The 17,066-nt window shown below is 64.5% G+C and carries 12 protein-coding genes; 4 read left to right on the forward strand and 8 right to left on the reverse strand.

Translation table 11 applies throughout. From position 1 onward, the window contains the following. From DBR10_RS10545 to DBR10_RS10565, 5 genes are all read right to left on the reverse strand, one after another. A partial coding sequence (locus DBR10_RS10545) for a phosphoenolpyruvate carboxylase (RefSeq protein ID WP_108556327.1) occupies positions 1–1,999 on the reverse strand: 1,999 nt, incomplete at its 3' end. A 170-nt stretch (positions 2,000–2,169) separates the two neighbouring features. Next, on the reverse strand, positions 2,170–2,940 hold the full coding sequence (kduD, locus tag DBR10_RS10550; RefSeq protein ID WP_108504357.1) for a 2-dehydro-3-deoxy-D-gluconate 5-dehydrogenase KduD: 771 nt from the start codon (positions 2,938–2,940) through the stop codon (positions 2,170–2,172). A gap of 135 nt (positions 2,941–3,075) precedes the next feature. Next, entirely contained in the window at positions 3,076–3,924 is an 849-nt protein-coding gene (gene kduI / locus DBR10_RS10555) for a 5-dehydro-4-deoxy-D-glucuronate isomerase (protein ID WP_108504358.1), read from the reverse strand. A gap of 24 nt (positions 3,925–3,948) precedes the next feature. Then, positions 3,949–5,409 carry a glucuronate isomerase gene (gene uxaC / locus DBR10_RS10560; RefSeq protein ID WP_108504359.1) on the reverse strand — a complete coding sequence of 487 codons (1,461 nt, stop codon included), beginning with the start codon at positions 5,407–5,409 and terminating at the stop codon, positions 3,949–3,951. A 111-nt stretch (positions 5,410–5,520) separates the two neighbouring features. Further along, positions 5,521–6,582, reverse strand: coding sequence for a LacI family DNA-binding transcriptional regulator (locus DBR10_RS10565; RefSeq protein WP_108504361.1), 1,062 nt, complete (start codon positions 6,580–6,582; stop codon positions 5,521–5,523). A 182-nt stretch (positions 6,583–6,764) separates the two neighbouring features. On the opposite strand from DBR10_RS10565, the gene DBR10_RS10570 reads away from it, so the two are divergent. Next, positions 6,765–8,273 carry a UxaA family hydrolase gene (locus DBR10_RS10570; RefSeq protein WP_108504360.1) on the forward strand — a complete coding sequence of 503 codons (1,509 nt, stop codon included), beginning with the start codon at positions 6,765–6,767 and terminating at the stop codon, positions 8,271–8,273. Then, entirely contained in the window at positions 8,270–9,709 is a 1,440-nt protein-coding gene (locus DBR10_RS10575) for a mannitol dehydrogenase family protein (RefSeq protein ID WP_108556328.1), read from the forward strand. Before DBR10_RS10570 ends, DBR10_RS10575 begins: the two co-directional genes overlap by 4 nt. Before the next feature lie 17 nt (positions 9,710–9,726). Here the strand turns inward: DBR10_RS10575 and DBR10_RS10580 are convergent, their stop codons facing one another. Together DBR10_RS10580 and DBR10_RS10585 are read right to left on the reverse strand one after the other, a co-directional pair. Next, positions 9,727–10,287: a sugar transferase gene (locus DBR10_RS10580; protein WP_108556331.1), complete on the reverse strand. Its 561-nt coding sequence runs from the start codon at positions 10,285–10,287 to the stop codon at positions 9,727–9,729. A gap of 14 nt (positions 10,288–10,301) precedes the next feature. Beyond that, a complete protein-coding gene (locus DBR10_RS10585; RefSeq protein ID WP_335582556.1) occupies positions 10,302–12,638 on the reverse strand; it encodes a polar localization protein TipN in 2,337 nt (778 codons plus the stop codon). Positions 12,639–13,576: 938 nt separating this feature from the next. On the opposite strand from DBR10_RS10585, the gene cysD reads away from it, so the two are divergent. Both cysD and cysN read left to right on the forward strand, forming a co-directional pair. After that, the gene (gene cysD, locus DBR10_RS10595) at positions 13,577–14,536 is read left to right on the forward strand and encodes a sulfate adenylyltransferase subunit CysD (RefSeq protein ID WP_233243367.1); all 960 of its coding nucleotides are present in this window, start codon (positions 13,577–13,579) and stop codon (positions 14,534–14,536) included. After that, positions 14,536–16,452 carry a sulfate adenylyltransferase subunit CysN gene (gene cysN, locus DBR10_RS10600; RefSeq protein ID WP_108556330.1) on the forward strand — a complete coding sequence of 639 codons (1,917 nt, stop codon included), beginning with the start codon at positions 14,536–14,538 and terminating at the stop codon, positions 16,450–16,452. The genes cysD and cysN overlap by 1 nt, the downstream gene beginning before the upstream one ends. On the opposite strand, the gene DBR10_RS10605 is transcribed toward cysN, so the two are convergent. Then, on the reverse strand, positions 16,440–17,066 hold a 627-nt coding region (locus tag DBR10_RS10605), incomplete at its 5' end, for an MFS transporter (RefSeq protein ID WP_146187836.1). The genes cysN and DBR10_RS10605 overlap by 13 nt on opposite strands.

Here is a 17,066-nt window from a genome sequence, read left to right on the forward strand (position 1 = left end):
CCGCCAGACCGTCCAGATTGCGCCGCGCGGTCGGCTGATCCCCAAACCGGCGGGCGATCATCTCGCCCTGCTCGGTCAACCGGATGCGGCCCTGAACGGTACCGGCCGGCTGGGCCAGCACAGCCTCGGCGGCCGGCCCCCCGCCCCGGCCCACCGAGCCGCCGCGCCCGTGGAACAGTTGCAGGCCCACGCCCATGCGGTCGGCCTCGAAGGCGAGCGCCGAGGCGCCGCGCGCCACGCCCCGCCGCGAGGCGACATAGCCACCGTCCTTGTTGCTGTCGGAATAGCCCAGCATGATTTCCTGGACCGGCTTGTCGCCGAGGATCGTGCGGCTGATCGGCAGTTCCAGCCACTGGCGCAGAACCCGGGGGCCCTGCTCCAGGTCCTCGATGGTTTCGAACAGCGGGCTGATCTTGACCGAGGCGCGCGGGGCCGCCCCGCCCCAGACCAGACCCACCTGCTTGAGCAGGACCAGCGGCTCGAGAATGTCCGACAGGGTTGCCGACTTCGAGATCACATAGGCCCCGAGGCAGCCCCGGCCATAGTCGCGCACGGCCTGGGCCGCGGCCTCCATAGTCGCCAGTTCCTTGGTCGTTTCCTCGCCATAGGCCGTGAACGGCGAGACCAGCGGTCGCTGGTGCGAAAGTTCGTCGATCAGGACCTTGCAGCGTCCGGCCTCGTCGAGGTCGAGATAGCGCACGTTGGTGCCGGCGCGCTGAAACAGTTCGTGGACGGTGCGCTCGTGCACATCGGCGTTCTGGCGCAGGTCCAGGCTCATCAGGTGGAAGCCGCAGGCCTTGGCGACCTCGACCAGGGTCCGCAGGCTGGTGCCGACCAGTCGCTCGCCGCCATTGCGTTCCAGGCTTTCGATCACCACCGACAGGTCGGCAACGAAGGCGTCCGGATGGGCATAGGGCTCGACGTCAGTACGCTCGTTGGCGAAGGCGACCCACTGCTTGGTCAGCTTCTGCGATACCGCCGACAGCCGGTCGAAGATCAGCTCCAGCGCCAGGCGGTAGGGCTCATCGATCCGGTGCACAGACGGATCCCTGGCCTGGGCGGCCAGGGCGATCAGCTCATCGGAAACCGGCGTATAGGCGGTCGAGATCGCCAGGTTGGACCACAGCTTGCGGACCTCGCCGGCATACCAGTCAAGGATCACGCGAGACTGGGAGCTCAGAGCCAGTTTCAGGGTCTGGCCGTTGACGCCCGGATGACCGTCGCGGTCACCGCCCAGCCAGGACCCCATCTTCAGCAGAGGAGCCAGCTCGGCATTGTGGGCAATCTGCGCCGTCCAGTCACCATAGAGGTCGATGATGGCCGGGAGGATCGAGGTGCGGACGATCGACAGGGCGTTGCGGATCTCGTCCTTCACGGTGATCCGCTCGGGACGATACAGCCGCGTGCGCCACATCAGGGCGATCTCGCGGAACAGGCGCTCGCGGATCTCGGCGTCCAGATCGGCCGGGAGATGGTGACGTCGCAGCGCCATCAGCCGCGTGATCTCGGTCTCGCGATCGACCATGCTCCGGCGACGGACCTCGGTCGGGTGCGCGGTGAGGACCGGAACGACATTCATCGCGGCGAAGGTCGCCGCGATGTCGGCGTCGGACTTGCCGGTGGCCTTGAGCGCCTTGACGGCATCAACCAGGGTTCGCGGGCGATCGTCACCGGGACCGGCATCGGCTTCGGCATGGCGCCGGCGGCCGGCGACATCTTCGCCGATATTGGCCAGCAACGAATTGCTGGCAAAGGCCCGGGCCAGAAAGACGGCCTGTTCGTTGGTCAGGTCGGCGAACAGGTGGTCCAGAACCGGCGCATCGCCGTCGGATCCGTCGCGATAGGCCGCCTTGCGGGCCGTCTCGACCAGGGCGGCGGCCTCGTCGCCTTCGAGATAGGCGATGGCCTCAGACAGGAGGTCACTGAGCAGGCTCGCATTCTGGCGGACATGGCGGCTGGTGGGACGATCACCGCCGAGCGACAGGGCCGGGTTACGCATAAGCGAGCTCCGCTGACGCCGCGTGCGGCGCCGCTTCAGAAGGGTGGACCTTTGCGCCCCGCCCGACTGCAGGCTGACGCAGCGGCGCCCTTAGCGTGGTTTGACGCTACGCGAAACCCGCCGCGCACGATGGTTGCGCTAACATTGAAAAGTGACGCGTGTTTTTGCCGTTAGCGCGCCAACCACCCCCCATCCACGGGCAGAGTAATCCCCTGGACATAGTCAGCGGCTGGAGACGCCAGGAACACCGCCGCGCCCCCGAGGTCGCTGGGCTTGCCCCAGCGGGCCGCCGGGATGCGGGCCAGGATCGAGGCATTGCGGTCGGCGTCATTGCGCAGGGCTTCAGTATTGTTGGTGTCGAAATAGCCCGGCGCGATGGCATTGACGTTGATGCCCTTGGTCGCCCACTCGTTGGCGAGGATCTTGGTCAGGCCCGCGAGGCCGCTCTTGCTGGCCGTATAGGACGGCACGCGAATGCCGCCCTGGAACGACAGCAGCGACGCAATGTTGATCACCTTGCCCGCAACGCCATCGACGGGGCCCTGCTTCAGCGCCTGCCTGGCGAAGGCCTGGGTCAGGAAGAAGACAACCTTCAGGTTGGTGTCCATCACCGCGTCCCAGTCGGCTTCGGTGAACTCGATGGAGTCCGCGCGACGGATGATGCCGGCATTGTTGACCAGGATGTCGACCTTGCCGAAGGCGGCAACAGTTTCGTCGATCACGCGCTGGACGGGCTCGGTCGAGCCGAAGTCGGCCTTGATCGACAGGAACTTGCGACCGGTCGCTTCGACGGCAGCCCTGGTTTCGACGGGCTCGCTGCGGCCGGCGGCGGCGATGTCGGCACCGGCCTCGGCCAGGGCGACAGCGATGGCCTGACCGAGGCCCGTATTGGCACCGGTAACGAGCGCGACCTTGCCTGCGAGGCTGAACGGATTGGCCATGGTGTGTTCCTGTCAAAAAATGCTGTCATCCCGGAGAAAGCCGGGACCGCCGCAGGCGCGAGCGCCTTGGGCGGTCCCGTGTCCTTTCTACGCTCCGCCCGGGATGACAGGCCGGGAGCGCAGGAACGCCCGCCCCTATTTCAGCTGGCAGATGTCCAGCACGTTCATGTCTGTGTAGTCGAGGTTCTCGCCACCCATCGCCCAGATGAAGGTGTAGTTCGAGGTGCCCGAACCCATGTGGATCGACCACGGAGGGCTCATAACGGCTTCCTCGTTTGCGATCACGATGTGACGCATCTCGTCCGGCTCGCCCATATAGTGGAAGACCCGGTCAGTCGCGCCCAGATCGAAGTAGAAATAGGCTTCCGAACGGCGGTCGTGCAGGTGGGGGGGCATGGTGTTCCAGACGCTGCCCGGCTTCAGAACCGTCATGCCCAGCAGCAACTGGGCCGACTTGCAGGTGGTCGGGACGATGTACTGGTAGATGGTGCGCTCGTTGGAGGTCTCCAGCGCACCGCGCTCCAGCGGAATGGCGTCGGCAAACACCAGCTTCTTGGTTTCGAAGGCGGCATGAGCCGGCAGGCTGGTCAGGTAGAAGCGGGCAGGATTGGCAGCGTCCAAACTCTCGAACACCACGTCCCTGGATCCCATGGTCACGTAGATGCCGTCGCGCGGCTCGATGTCATAGGCGACGCCGTCCACGGTGACCTTACCGGCCCCGCCGCCAACATTGATCGCACCCAGTTCGCGGCGCTCCAGGAACGGATGACCGGCGGCCGAGGCCGGCTCGGTCTGGTCCGGCAGCTTCACGGCCGACGACACCGGCGCGACGCCACCGATCACGAAGCGTTCAGCGTGATTGTAGTGCAGGACGATCTCGTTCTCGGCGAACAGGCCGTCCATCAGGTAGCGCTCGCGCAGGTCGTCATTGCTGACGGCGAACATCATGTCCGGGTGGGTGGCATGGTAGGTCTTGGTGAACATCGGCGTGTCTCCGGAGGGGTTCGCTTATCGGGCGGCCAGGGCCACGGCGGGACGAGCCCAGTCCGGACGCTGGTCGAGTTTGTAGGCCTTCCTTGGAAGGGTGTAGGTCAGGTCGGTGATCAGTTCCTGGGCTTCGACGAGGTCCATGCGGTGCTCGGCAACCATGCGGGCCAGGAAGGCGCTGTCGACGCGCCGGGCCACGTCGTGCCGGGCCGGGATCGACAGGAAGGCCCGCGTGTCGTCGTTGAAGCCTACGGTATTGTAGAAGCCGGCGGTCTCGGTCACCTGCTCGCGGAACCGCATCATGCCTTCGGGGCTGTCATGGAACCACCAGGAGGGGCCGAGCTTCAGCACCGGATAGTGGCCCGCCAGCGGGGCCAGTTCGCGGCTGTAGGTGGTCTCGTCCAGCGTAAACAGGATGATCGACAGGCGCGGATCGTTGCCGAACTTGCCGAGCAGAGGCTTCAACGCCTTGACGTATTCGGTCTGGGCCGGGATGTCGGCCCCCTTGTCGCGCCCGTGGCTGGCCAGCAGACCGGCGTTGTGATTGCGGTGCGAGCCGGGGTGGATCTGCATGACCAGCCCGTCGTCGAGACTCATCCGGGCCATTTCGGTGAGCATCTGGGCCCGGAACAGCTCCGCCTTCTCCGGCGTCAGTTCGCCCCGGACAAGGCTCTGGAACAGGGCTTCGGCTTCCACATCGCTCAGGTCCGCCGTGGCTGCCGTCGGGTGGCCATGGTCGCTGGAGGTTGCTCCAGCCTCAATGAAAGCCGCCCTGCGAATACGGTGGGCCTCAAGATAGCCCTGCCAGCTGAAGACATCCTGGCCCGAGGTCTCAGCAAAGCGCTCGAACGCGCGCCCGGATCGCTCGTCCTCGAAATCGATCACCGCATCCGGGCGATAGGCGGTGATCACATGGCCGCCCCAGCCACTCTCGCGGATTGCAAGGTGGTGCTTGAGGCTTTCGTGCGGCCCCTCGGTCGTCGCCAGGGTCTCGATGTTGAAGCGGTCAAACAGGGCGCGCGGCCGGAAGGCCTCCGTCGCCAGAGCCTCATTGATCGTATCGAAATAGAGGTCCGAGGTGTCGGCCCCCAGAAACACCTCCATCCCGAAAACCTGGCTGAAGACGTGGTTCAGCCAGATCCAGGAGGGTGTGCCGCGAAAGAGATGGAAGTTGCTGGCCAGCAACCGCCAAGCCTCACGCGGATCGGTACCCGGCACGCCGTCTTTCGAGCGGACCTTCAGAGCGTCCAGCGCGTGGCCCTGGCTGTAGAGCATGCGGAAAAGATAGTGGTCCGGGGCCAGCAGCAGATCGGTCGCGTCCTGGAAGGGCGCGTTGGTCGCAAACCAGCTCGGGTCGGTATGACCGTGCGGGCTGATGATCGGAAGGCACTTGACGCTCGCATAGAGCTCCCGAGCGATCGATCGGGTCCGGTCATCAGCCGGAAACAGGCGGTCATCGTGAAAGATCAGGGGCCTGGTCATGGGGATGTCCCGCTTCCTCTCCAGCCTGCAGCTTCACGAACGGCCACTTTTGACCTGCGCTTGGTAACCGGTGTCATCGCCCGATGCAAGCACCCGTCGATGAACTTCTCCCTAGCCCGCCGCGACCTTGGCCGAAGACTCGCGAACCACAAGATACGGGACCGTAATCGACGGATCCCTCTTTTCCCGCGTCTCGATACCGATCAGCTTCTCAACTGCCATACGGCCCACTTCCCGTGTTGGAATATGGATGGTCGTCAACGGCGGCCAGACGGCCTGAGCGATCTGGAAGTCATCGAAACCGACCACGGTCAGGTCCCGGGGCACATCCAGGCCAGCCCGGCGCGCCGCCTGCAGGACACCGGCTGCCATTTCATCATTGCCGGCGAAAATCGCGGTCGGCCGCGGACTCTTGGCCAGCAGGATTTCGCCACAGGCCAGGCCAGACTCGAAGGTATAGGCCCCCTCGATCACATAGGCTTCGTCCAGCTTGAGGCCCGCCTTGCCGAGCGCATCCTCAAACCCGCCGCGCCGCTCATGCGAAGACCGGAAGCTGGGCAGGCCGCTGATGAAGCCGATCTGGGTGTGGCCCAGTTCGATCAGGTGCTCGCCCATGGCCGCGCCACCCAGCCGGTCATGGCCGACGATCATGTGCTCGGGCTTGTCCAGTTCGACAGACGCGATGCGGATGTATTCGCAGCCGATTTCGCGGAGCAGTTTTGCGACGCGCTCATCCTCCGAAACCGACGGCGGCAGCACGACCCCATAAAGCTTCTGCCGTTCGACAAAGGTTCGGATATCGGTCAGGAACGTCGGACTGCTGCGGTTGCAGGGGTGGACCACCAGCTCAAAGCCGGAGCCCCTCATGCCGTCGAGCAAACCAAGCTGCATGTTTACGACATACTGCGGGTTGGGATTGTCGTATATCATGCCGATCAGGAACGACCGCCGGAACGCCAGCCCGCGCGCCTGCGGATCGGGGGCATAGCCCCACTCCGCAATCACCGCCTCGATACGCTCGCGGGTCTCGTCCCGAACGAAGGGCGACTGATTGATGACCCGGGAAACCGTCTTCTTCGACACACCGGCCAGACGCGCGATGTCGTTAATGGTCGCTCGCTTTCGACCGCCCTCGATGCCGCTCTCAACTTCAGGGTCGCCAGGCGACGTCACGGACGGCTTCGATCGGTTCACGGCGTTTCCATACAGCTTCAGGCGCGTTGTTTTGTAATACTCTACAGATGCGCACCTCGCTACCAATGGGCGAAGAACGCACCCGTCGGGCGCTTGACACCGGTTACCATATCTGGCGGGAAACGTCTCGTGGCAAGAAATGCAGTCCGGCAGGGGAAGACATGACCTCAACGACCCAGGCTGAGGGCGAATCGATCCACGGCGTTGATCCTCGTGATCATGTCGCGACGGCCCTTCGCGACCTTACGGCCGGCGAGACGCTTCAACGGAATGGCGCGCTGATCACGGCCCGATCAGACATCCCCAAAGGGCACAAGGTTGCCATCCAGTCTGTCCGCGCCGGGGAAGATGTCCTGAAATATGGCTGGCCGATCGGCCGGGCCGTGGTGGACATCGCGGTCGGTGATCACGTCCATGTCCACAATGTCAGCACCAGGCTCTCCGGCGTGGACCAATATGACTGGGCCCCTGCCGCATCGACCGGCGTGCAGCCTGACCGGACGACAAGTTTCATGGGCTATCGACGCGCCGATGGACGGGTCGGCACGCGCAACGAGATCTGGGTCCTCTGCACGGTCGGGTGCGTGGCCAATACCGCGCGGCGGATCGCTGAGAAGGCCAATGTGCGCTTCGCTGGCCGCACCGATGGTGTCTTCGCCTTCCCTCACCCCTTCGGCTGCTCGCAACTCGGGGACGACCTGGTCAATACCCGCAAGCTGATCGCCGCCCTGGCCGGCCACCCCAATGCCGGGGGTGTCCTCATTCTGGGTCTGGGGTGTGAAAACAACCAGCTCAAGGCCCTGCTCGAGAGCGCCCCGGGCCTGGACCCTGCCAGGCTCCGGGCCTTCACGACCCAGATGGCTGAGGACGAACTCGAGGACGGTCTGGCTGCCATTGAAGCACTGGTTGTCCAGGCCGAGCGCGATAGCCGGACAGCCTGTCCGGTTTCCGACCTCGTCATTGGCCTTAAATGCGGTGGGTCGGACGGTTTCTCGGGCGTCACCGCCAACCCCCTTGTCGGCCGGATCGCCGACAGGGTCTCTGATGCAGGCGGAACGCCTGTGCTGACCGAGATTCCAGAAATCTTCGGGGCCGAGCAGATGCTTCTGGATCGTGCCGCAAGCCGGGCGGTCTTTGACGATGCCCTGCGCGTAATCGATGATTTCAAGCGCTACTTCATCGACAACAATCAACCGATCCACGAGAATCCCTCTCCGGGCAATATTGCCGGCGGGATCACCACGCTCGAGGAAAAGTCGCTCGGGGCCGTCCAGAAGGGCGGCCGCGCGCCCCTGGTCCAGGTCTTGCGCTACGGAGAGCGCGTCGGCAGGAAGGGCCTGACCCTGCTGGAGGCTCCCGGCAACGATGCCGTCTCCTCGACGGCCCTGACAGCGGCTGGGGCGACGGTCATTCTGTTCACAACAGGACGCGGCACCCCTCTTGGCTTCCCGGCTCCGACCCTGAAAATCGCGTCAAACAGCGCCCTTGCCGCCCGCAAACCCGGCTGGATCGACTTTGACGCCGGAGCGGTGCTGAGCGGTCAGTCCATGGACGAGGCGGCGCACCATCTCATGGACCTGGTCATCAGCACCGCCTCTGGCCAGGCCACAAAAGCTGAACTGAACGGCGAGCGCGAGATCGCCATCTGGAAACAGGGTGTGACCCTATGACGATCGCGTCCCCTGCCCTCCGCCTGCGGGCGACCAGCGCACCCGCGGCCCTGCCGGACGTCGAACAGCCCGCCTATGTGCGGGAAAAGGTGACGGTCGGCGTCGTGCACCTTGGCCCCGGCGCGTTTCACCGCGCGCATCAGGCCTTCTACTTCGACCGGATTCTCGCAAAGGACCCGCGCTGGGGGATCTGTGCTGTCTCGCTGAAAAGCCCGGGCGTGCGCGATGCCCTGGAGCCGCAGGACGGGCTCTACACCCTTGCCCAACTGGATCGGGACACGACTTTCCGCCTTGTTGGCTCGATTGTTGAGGTTCTGGTCGCGCCCGAGGACCCGCCTGCAGTTTTCGCCCGAATGGCCTCCCCCCAGACGCGGATGGTGACGCTGACCGTCACCGAAAAGGGCTACTGCCTCTCGGCGGAAGGAGGATTGGACGAGAGCCATCCTGACATCGTCCATGACCTGGCCAACCCCGGAAGCCCTGTCAGCGCGATCGGCTACCTGGTTGAGGGCCTGAGGCGTCGCTTCGTGAGCGGCCTCGCTCCCTTTGCCGTGGTCGCCTGCGACAACCTCACGGACAACGGCTGGCGCCTGAAAGCCGCGGTCACAGCCTTCGCGGCCAAACGCGACTCACAACTTGCGGCCTGGATCCAGGCTGAAGGACGGTTTCCGCGCACCATGGTCGACAGCATCACACCCGCTACGGACTCCGCCCTGCGCGACCGCGTGAGGCTGGCGACGGGGCTTGAAGACGCCTGGCCGATCCAGCGCGAGGCCTTTACGCAGTGGGTTATCGAGGACTGCCTGGGGACGGACGCTCCAGACTTTGCCGATGCCGGCGTCACTCTGACCGACGACGTTCGGGGCTTCGAACGCGCCAAGCTCCGGCTTCTGAACGGCGTCCACTCCACGCTTGCCTATGCGGGGCTGCTGCGTGGCCACGAAACCGTCTTCGAGGGCATGAGCGATCCTGTCCTGGCCGCTCTCGCCCGGGACCTGATGCTTCTGGACATCATGCCGACGCTGACCGCACCACGAGGGCTTGTCCTTCAGGACTATGCAGAAGCGATCCTGGACCGCTTCCGTAATCCGGAGATCCGCCATCTACTGTCCCAGATCGCGTGGGATGGCACCCAGAAGCTGCCCGTTCGCATTCTCGGTACCCTGTCTGAAGCCCTTGACGCGGGCCGCCCCATCGCGCGGCTCGTCCTGCCGCTGGCGGCCTGGATGCACTTTGTCCGGCAACGGGTCGCTGGACAGGAGCCGCTCGTCGATCCGCTAGCCGAAAGCCTTTCCGACATCGCAAGCCGCTGTACGGGCAATGCCGAAGAAGACGTTGCCCTCTTCCTGGCGGTGAAGGGCATGTTCCCGCAGACTCTGCTGGAAAACGCCGACTTCAGGGCCGCGATTGTGGCCGCCTATGCCGAGCTCGCCTGAAGCGTCGCGGACACGGTCTAGCGTGTGACCCCGCGCCCTGTCAGGACCGGAACAACCGTGCGGCAGAGGATGTGGATATCAAAGGCTAGGGAGCTTCGCTCAAGATAGGCCGCATCCAGCGCGACCTTGTCCGCAAGGGCCAATTCATCGCGGCCGTTGATCTGGGCCCAGCCGGTGATGCCAGGCCGCAGCCGGTCCACCCCGGTGGCCGCGCGAGCCGCAACCAGGTCCTGCTGATTAAAAAGGGCCGGTCGCGGCCCAACCAGGCTCATCGTTCCGGACAGCACGCTCCAGAGCTGGGGCAGCTCATCCAGACTCAACCGGCGCAGCGCACCACCAACCGGCGTGAGCCAGCGGTCTGGATCCTCGAGGAGGTGGGTAGCTACCTCAGGGGTATCGATCCGCATTGTCCTGAACTTGGGCATGCGAAAAAGCTCACCGTTTCGACCGACCCGACTTGACCAGTAGAGGACCGGTCCTGGGGAGGTCAGCCTGACAATGATCCCGATGACCAGCATGGGCAGGGAGACGGCCAGAAGACCGCTAGCCGAGACGACGACATCAAAACTGCGCTTCAGCATCGGGGGCGCGTTCAGCCCAGGTCGCCCGACGCCGCATCCAGCAACAGATAGACGCGGCCGGCGTCTGAGGACAGCAAGGCCGCGACCAGGAACCCTTCGCGATCCTGACCACTGGCTTCAGCAATCATGCCCTCATACCGTTTCAGGAAGCGCTCCGTACTGGCCCTAAGGCTGGCATCAGAGAACAGCCGTCGGACCAGGCGACGGATCGCCGCCGGAGCCAGTCGCTTGACCAGGTCCCTGGCTCCGGAGCTGTCGCCACCATGGATCGCAGCGGCAACCTCATCGATCCGGCCGCGCGGCAGCAGGGCATGCGGATCAATGCCCATGCCCAGGACTTCGGCGGCCAGGGTCTCGCCAAGGGCGACATCTGCCGGAGCCTTGCTCTCCAGGCCAGAAAGCAGGGACTTCCAGCTCAAAGTCCCCGGTGACGCTTCCGCGGGTGCCGGGGCCACCCGCGCGCCGGCCTTCTCAAAGACCGAGCGGAACTCGTCATCGGTAGCCGTCGGGGTCAGACGCAGGCGGGGTCTCGGTGACTGTTCCTCGGCGACGGCGTCCTCTTCCACATCGCGCGGCGGCGTGGCCGGGACCGGCGACGGAGTGGGGCGATTTCGCGAAACCGAACCCGGGATAGATGCCGGACGGGCCACTGCGGGCGTTCCGGCCATCACGACCGCCGCCTCGCTGAGCGCCTCATAGCTACGCCGAACGCGCTCCTGGAAGGCCTGATCAATCGCCGCCGTTTCCTCGGCGGTCCGCCGAGACGCAGACATCAGTTCCTCAATGCCCTGCTCGATCGACGCCCTGACCTCCGCAGCTTTCTGCAGAGCCTGATCCGGCAGGCTCGCAGTTCTATGGCCGACCTCGTTGAGCATCGCCTCAAACTCAATCAGGGTGTTTCGGGCCGTCTGCACGGCATCAGCAAGTTTCTGAGCTGTTCGGGCACCGGCCTGCTCCACCATCTGGGCTGACTGCTCGATCAGATCGCGCGCTTCCTCCATGCGGGACTCAAAGACCGTGTCGGCCTTCTGTCCTGCGGCGAAGGCGATCTCGTTGAGCTGGTCAACGCGACTGCGGGCGGCTGCGACACGCGCGTCGACGCCCTCGCTGGCGCTCAGGGCCGACGCGGCCAGCGCCTCCATCGCCTGCTTGAGCTCGACCTCGAGCCCCTCTCGCTGCCCTGCGGCAATATCGGCGATCGTGGACAGGATCCTGCCGGCCTCGGCGGTGAGACTGTCACGCTCAGAACGGGCCAGATCGGCGGTGGTCCGCACCTGATCGGCTGCCGCAGAGATTAAGCCGCGAAGCATTTCAGCCCCCATGGCCGCGACCTCGCTCAGTTCCGTCGCACCGACCCGTGTGTAGGAAACAAACTCGGTCAGCTGGGCGGTCCGCGTCTCGGTCTCAGCCGCAAAATCTTCCTGCTCGGACCTCAGGGTCTGGCTGGCAGCAACTAGCGCCGCGCGCTGCTGGGCAAGGTTCTTCTCGACCGCGCTCATCTGGTCGCCCAGGCCCTGCCCGGCAGTCTCCAGGCGCGCGATCTGTCGGGAAATATCCTCCGCCCCCACGCGTGCGGCGTCTGACGCTTCGGCAGCGGCAGCCGCGAGATCCGCAGCCCGGGCCGCAAGGGCCGCTTCGGCTTCGCGAAGCTGGGTTTCGGCCAGATCAGAGGCCTCCGCGACCATCCGGGCCTGGCTGCCAATCGCGTCAACGACAGCCGTGGAACGGGTATCTAGATTGAGCGACAGGGTCTCAAGCGCTTCGCGCTCATGACCGAGGCCGCGCGCGAGCTGGTCGGCCATGCGCGCAGACTCCGCAGCGGCGTTGACCAGTCCGGCGGTTTCTTCCGCAAGAGCCTGACGAAGCGCCAGGATCCGCTCGCGGGCCTCTTCGGCAGACGCGGTCGCATAGTCGATCTGGGCGCGAACGACCTCAACTGCGCCAGACGCCCCCGCGGCCGCGAGGACCGCCGGCGTCACTAGCCGGTCGGTCAGGATCCGACTGCGGCGCAGTTCCGAAGCCACACCCTGCGCCTGACGAAGCATGTAGGCCCCCAGCAGGGTCAGCAAAGCCGGCCCTATGGCAAGGCCGGCAAACACCGTCAGTGCAAAGCCTTCAACCTTGAGTGCGGGGACGCCTCGGGCATAACCCAGCGCAAAGGTAATCGGGGCCAAAGCCCAAAGCGATGCTACTGCGACCGCCAGAGTCCAGAACATCAGCGCAGGCATCGCCTTCCGGTCAGTCTTGGACGGTAGCTCAAAGGCCTCGGGCGGCGGAAGCCGCGCGTCCGATGCAATCTCGCCGGGATCGGCCTTAGGGCCTGCGACCTCGCGATCGGGCTGCGACATCGGCGCAGGGGCCTGCTGCCCGCTCGTCGCGAGTGATGTTGCAAACGAGAACGGGGTTTCGACGTCCTTCACCTCTGGTGCAGAGGACGGCGGGATGAGTTCGGACGCGCGCGCCCGCCGAGTCGCTGCGCGTGCTCTGGGCGTGAAAGGCTCTGGCGGTCTTGCAGGGCCCGGCTCGGCAATGTCGAGATCGAGATCCTGCGGCGGTTCGTCAGATGGTTGCGGCTCCGAAAGCTCGGAGGCCTCAAGCCCATCTCCAAATGCCGCTGCCACATCGAGCTCCTCCAGTTGCGGAGGCTCAGACGTCATTACGGACTCCGCAGGGGGCGTCTCCTCCACTGGCGTGGAGAAATCGAGCGGTTGGCGCTTCTTAGGCTTCATACACAGCCAAGGTCCCAAGGCAGTCGGCGCGTGAAGACAAGCGCAAACTCTCGCACCCGCCTCATTTCGCGTAATACATGAACCTAGCGGCGAAAAGCTCGCGCGGAAAGCGCCTTCGACTGGGTTTTCAAGGCTTCATCTCGTCGCAGTGCCGTCGGTCGGCGATGGCGCGACGACGGCCTGCGGCTCCGCTGGCGGAGAGCGCGGCACCACGCGCACGGTTGTCGCCTTAAGGCGATCCTTCTCCTCAAGAGAAACGCCCAATTGGCTCAGTGCGAGGGACGACAGCCACACCAACATCACGGCAAGGAATTCAGTGAGAAGGCTCATCGCAACGCCCGATGTTGGATAGCGCCGTTATCCAACAGACTCAGCTCCCGCGCGAGTGAATTTTTCGTTAGGCGCTGATGCGACGGGGCCATGACACCCTAGCTCATAGCGCCTCCAGAATTCCGATGGTTGTCCTCGGCGACGCACATGACTAGGTCGCCATGACACGGCAAGGCCTCCCTGCACTATGGTGGGGGCTGAGCTTAAACCCATGCCGGAGCCCGACCTTGGCCCCAACTCACCAATCGGCGACCCTACCGGGCGACGCCCCAAGCGGGCTGTCGTCGGCGCGCCTGACCCACCTACAAAGGCTGGAGGCGGAGAGTATCCATATTCTCCGCGAGGTGGCGGCCGAATGCGAGCGGCCGGTCATGCTTTACTCGATCGGCAAGGACAGTGCCGTAATGCTGCACCTCGCAGCCAAGGCGTTCTTTCCGTCGCGCCCCCCCTTCCCGCTCCTGCATGTCGACACGACCTGGAAGTTCCGGGCGATGTATGAACTGCGCGACCGTGTAGCCTCGGAGCTCGGGGTCAAGCTTCTGGTTCACAAGAACCCCGACGCCGAGGCCCGTGGGATCAATCCGTTCGACCACGGCAGCGCGCTGCACACGGACATCTGGAAGACCGAGGGTCTGAAACAGGCTCTGGCCATGCATGGCTTCGATGCCGCATTTGGCGGTGCCCGTCGCGATGAAGAAAAAAGCCGGGCCAAAGAACGCGTATTCAGCTTCCGCTCTGCAGAGCAGCGCTGGGACCCCAAGAACCAGCGTCCGGAACTGTGGAACCTCTACAATACCCGCAAGCACCCCGGTGAAAGCCTGCGGGTCTTTCCGATCTCAAACTGGACCGAGCTGGACATCTGGCAATACATCCATCTCGAAAACATCCCGATCGTTCCCCTGTACTTCGCGGCAGAACGCCCCGTCGTTGAACGGGACGGGAGCCTGATCATGGTCGACGACGACCGGTTCCGGCTTAGGCCCGGTGAAGTTCCGCAACTGAAGAGTGTCCGCTTTAGGACCCTGGGATGCTATCCGCTGACCGGCGCCGTCGAGAGCCAAGCCTCAACCCTGCCGGAAATCATTCAGGAAATGCTTCTCGCAACGACCAGCGAACGCCAGGGACGGGTTATCGACCATGACCAGTCTGGCTCGATGGAGAAGAAGAAGCAGGAGGGCTATTTCTGATGTCAAAGGTCTACAAGCCCTCGGACCTCATCGCGGATGACATCGACGCCTACCTCGTCGCCCATCAGCACAAGTCACTGCTCCGCTTTATCACCTGCGGCTCCGTCGATGACGGCAAGTCCACCCTGATCGGACGTCTGCTCTACGACAGCAGGATGATTTTCGAGGATCAGATGGCCGCGCTCGAGGCTGACTCACGTCGCGTCGGAACCCAGGGTGACCAGATCGACTTCGCCCTTCTGGTCGATGGCCTTGCTGCCGAGCGTGAACAGGGGATCACGATCGATGTCGCCTACCGGTTCTTCTCGACGGACAAACGAAAGTTCATCGTCGCCGACACGCCGGGTCACGAGCAGTACACGCGCAACATGGTCACGGGGGCCTCGACTGCGGAAGCTGCGGTGATCCTGATTGATGCCCGGAAGGGTGTCCTGACCCAGACGCGCCGGCACAGCTATCTCGTCAGCCTGCTCGGAATCCGTCACGTCGTGCTGGCCGTCAACAAGATGGATCTCGTCGGCTGGGACCAGGCCGTCTTTGACCGGATCGTCGAAGACTATCGCGCCTTTGCCACCAGGATCGGACTTGCCGATTTCACGCCGATTCCGATTTCCGGCCTCGGCGGTGACAACATGGCCAGTCGGAGCGAGGCTTCGCCCTGGTACGACGGCCCGATCCTGATGGACTGGCTGGAGTCCGTCGAGGTTGAGGATGACCTTCAGGCCAAGCCGTTCCGCATGCCGATCCAGTGGGTCAATCGTCCCAACCTGGACTTCCGGGGCTACTCCGGCCTGATCGCCTCGGGCAGGATCCAGCCCGGCGACCGGGTTCGCGTCCTGCCGTCTGGCCAACAGAGCGCGATCGCCAGGATCGTAACCCTGCCCGACGATCTGCCCCAGGCCGTCGCCGGCCAGTCCGTGACCCTGACCCTGACCGACGAGATCGACATCTCCCGCGGCGACGTGATCGTTGCCGCTGACTCCCCCTGCCCGGTCTCGGGTCAGTTCGAGGCGACTCTGGTCTGGATGGACGAAGAGCCCCTCCCCCCGGGGCGAGCCTATCTGCTGAAAATTGGCACCCGAACCGTTGGGGCCAGCGTCACCGAGATTAAGCACAGGGTGAACGTCAATACCCTCGAGCAGACTGCGGCCAAACGCTTGAATCTGAACGAGATCGGCATCTGCAACATTTCCCTGGATCAGGCTATTGCGTTTGAATCCTATGCGGACAATCGCCAGCTCGGTGGCTTTATCCTGATCGACCGACTGTCGAACCGCACGGTCGGGGCCGGCTTGCTCAACTTCGCGCTGCGGCGGGCTGACAACATTCACTGGCAGCATACCGATGTCAGCAAGTCGTCGCGGGCGGCGCTGAAACGTCAGAGAGGACAGGTCGTCTGGCTGACCGGCCTCTCAGGGGCCGGCAAATCAACCATCGCAAACCTGGTCGAGAAGCGGCTCCATGCGCTGGGCCGGCACACCTATCTGCTCGACGGTGACAATGTCCGACATGGCCTGAACAAGAACCTGGGGTTCACCGAAGAGGATCGTGTCGAGAACATCCGCCGCGTCGCCGAAGTCGCCAAGCTTATGGTCGATGCCGGCCTGATCGTGCTGACGGCCTTCATCTCGCCCTTCCAGGCCGAGCGGCGCGCTGCCCGTGAATTGCTTGAGCCTGGCGAGTTCATCGAAGTCTTTGTCGATACGCCTCTGGCGGTCGCTGAGGCACGCGACGTCAAGGGTCTCTACAAGAAAGCCCGGGCCGGCCAACTGAAGAACTTCACCGGGATTGACAGTCCCTATGAGGCTCCAGAGGCTCCGGAACTGCGGATCGACACCACCCACATGACACCGGTCGAAGCGGCCGAAAGGATCGTGGAATGGCTTGAGGGCCAGGAAATCGACTACGAAATCTGACGAAGGCGGGCACTGCGCTGCAAGGCCATGGCCCCCGCCAGTCCCAGGATGGCCATGGCGGCCATGGCCAGGTAGCCGCGCGGGCCCAGGGCGTCAAAAAGTGGCCCCGAAGCCAGGGTAGCGAGGCCGATGGTTAGGCCGGAGGACAGGGCCGAGTTGATGGCCTGGGCCGATGAGGCACTGGCAGGGGGCGTAAGCTTCTCGATCAGTCGCAACGATGCGAGGAAACTGGCGGCAAAGGTCAGGGCATGCAGTCCCTGGAGCGGGAACAGCATCCAGAGCGGCGGTGAGAACGCATAGAGCGTCCATCGCAGCAGGGCCGCAGCGCCGCCCAGGACCATCAGCTTCTCCGGGCCGACGCGACGTCTCCAGGGCTCCAGGAACCACATGAACCCGACCTCGGCCGCAACGCCCACCGCCCAGAGCACACCTATCATCGGCTCTGACAGTCCCTGCTTGCGCCAGAGGATGGCCGAGAACCCGTAGTAGAAGGCGTGCGCGCCCTGGATCAGGCCCGCCGTCGCGACGGCCAGGCAAAAGGTACGATCACGCAGCAGTGCCCCAAGGCCCTTCCATCGCTGCGCGCGATCCGGTTTGTCCCCGATGGCGTGAAC

The sequence above is a fragment of the Caulobacter sp. HMWF025 genome (assembly GCF_003060965.1).
GTDB lineage: Bacteria > Pseudomonadota > Alphaproteobacteria > Caulobacterales > Caulobacteraceae > Caulobacter.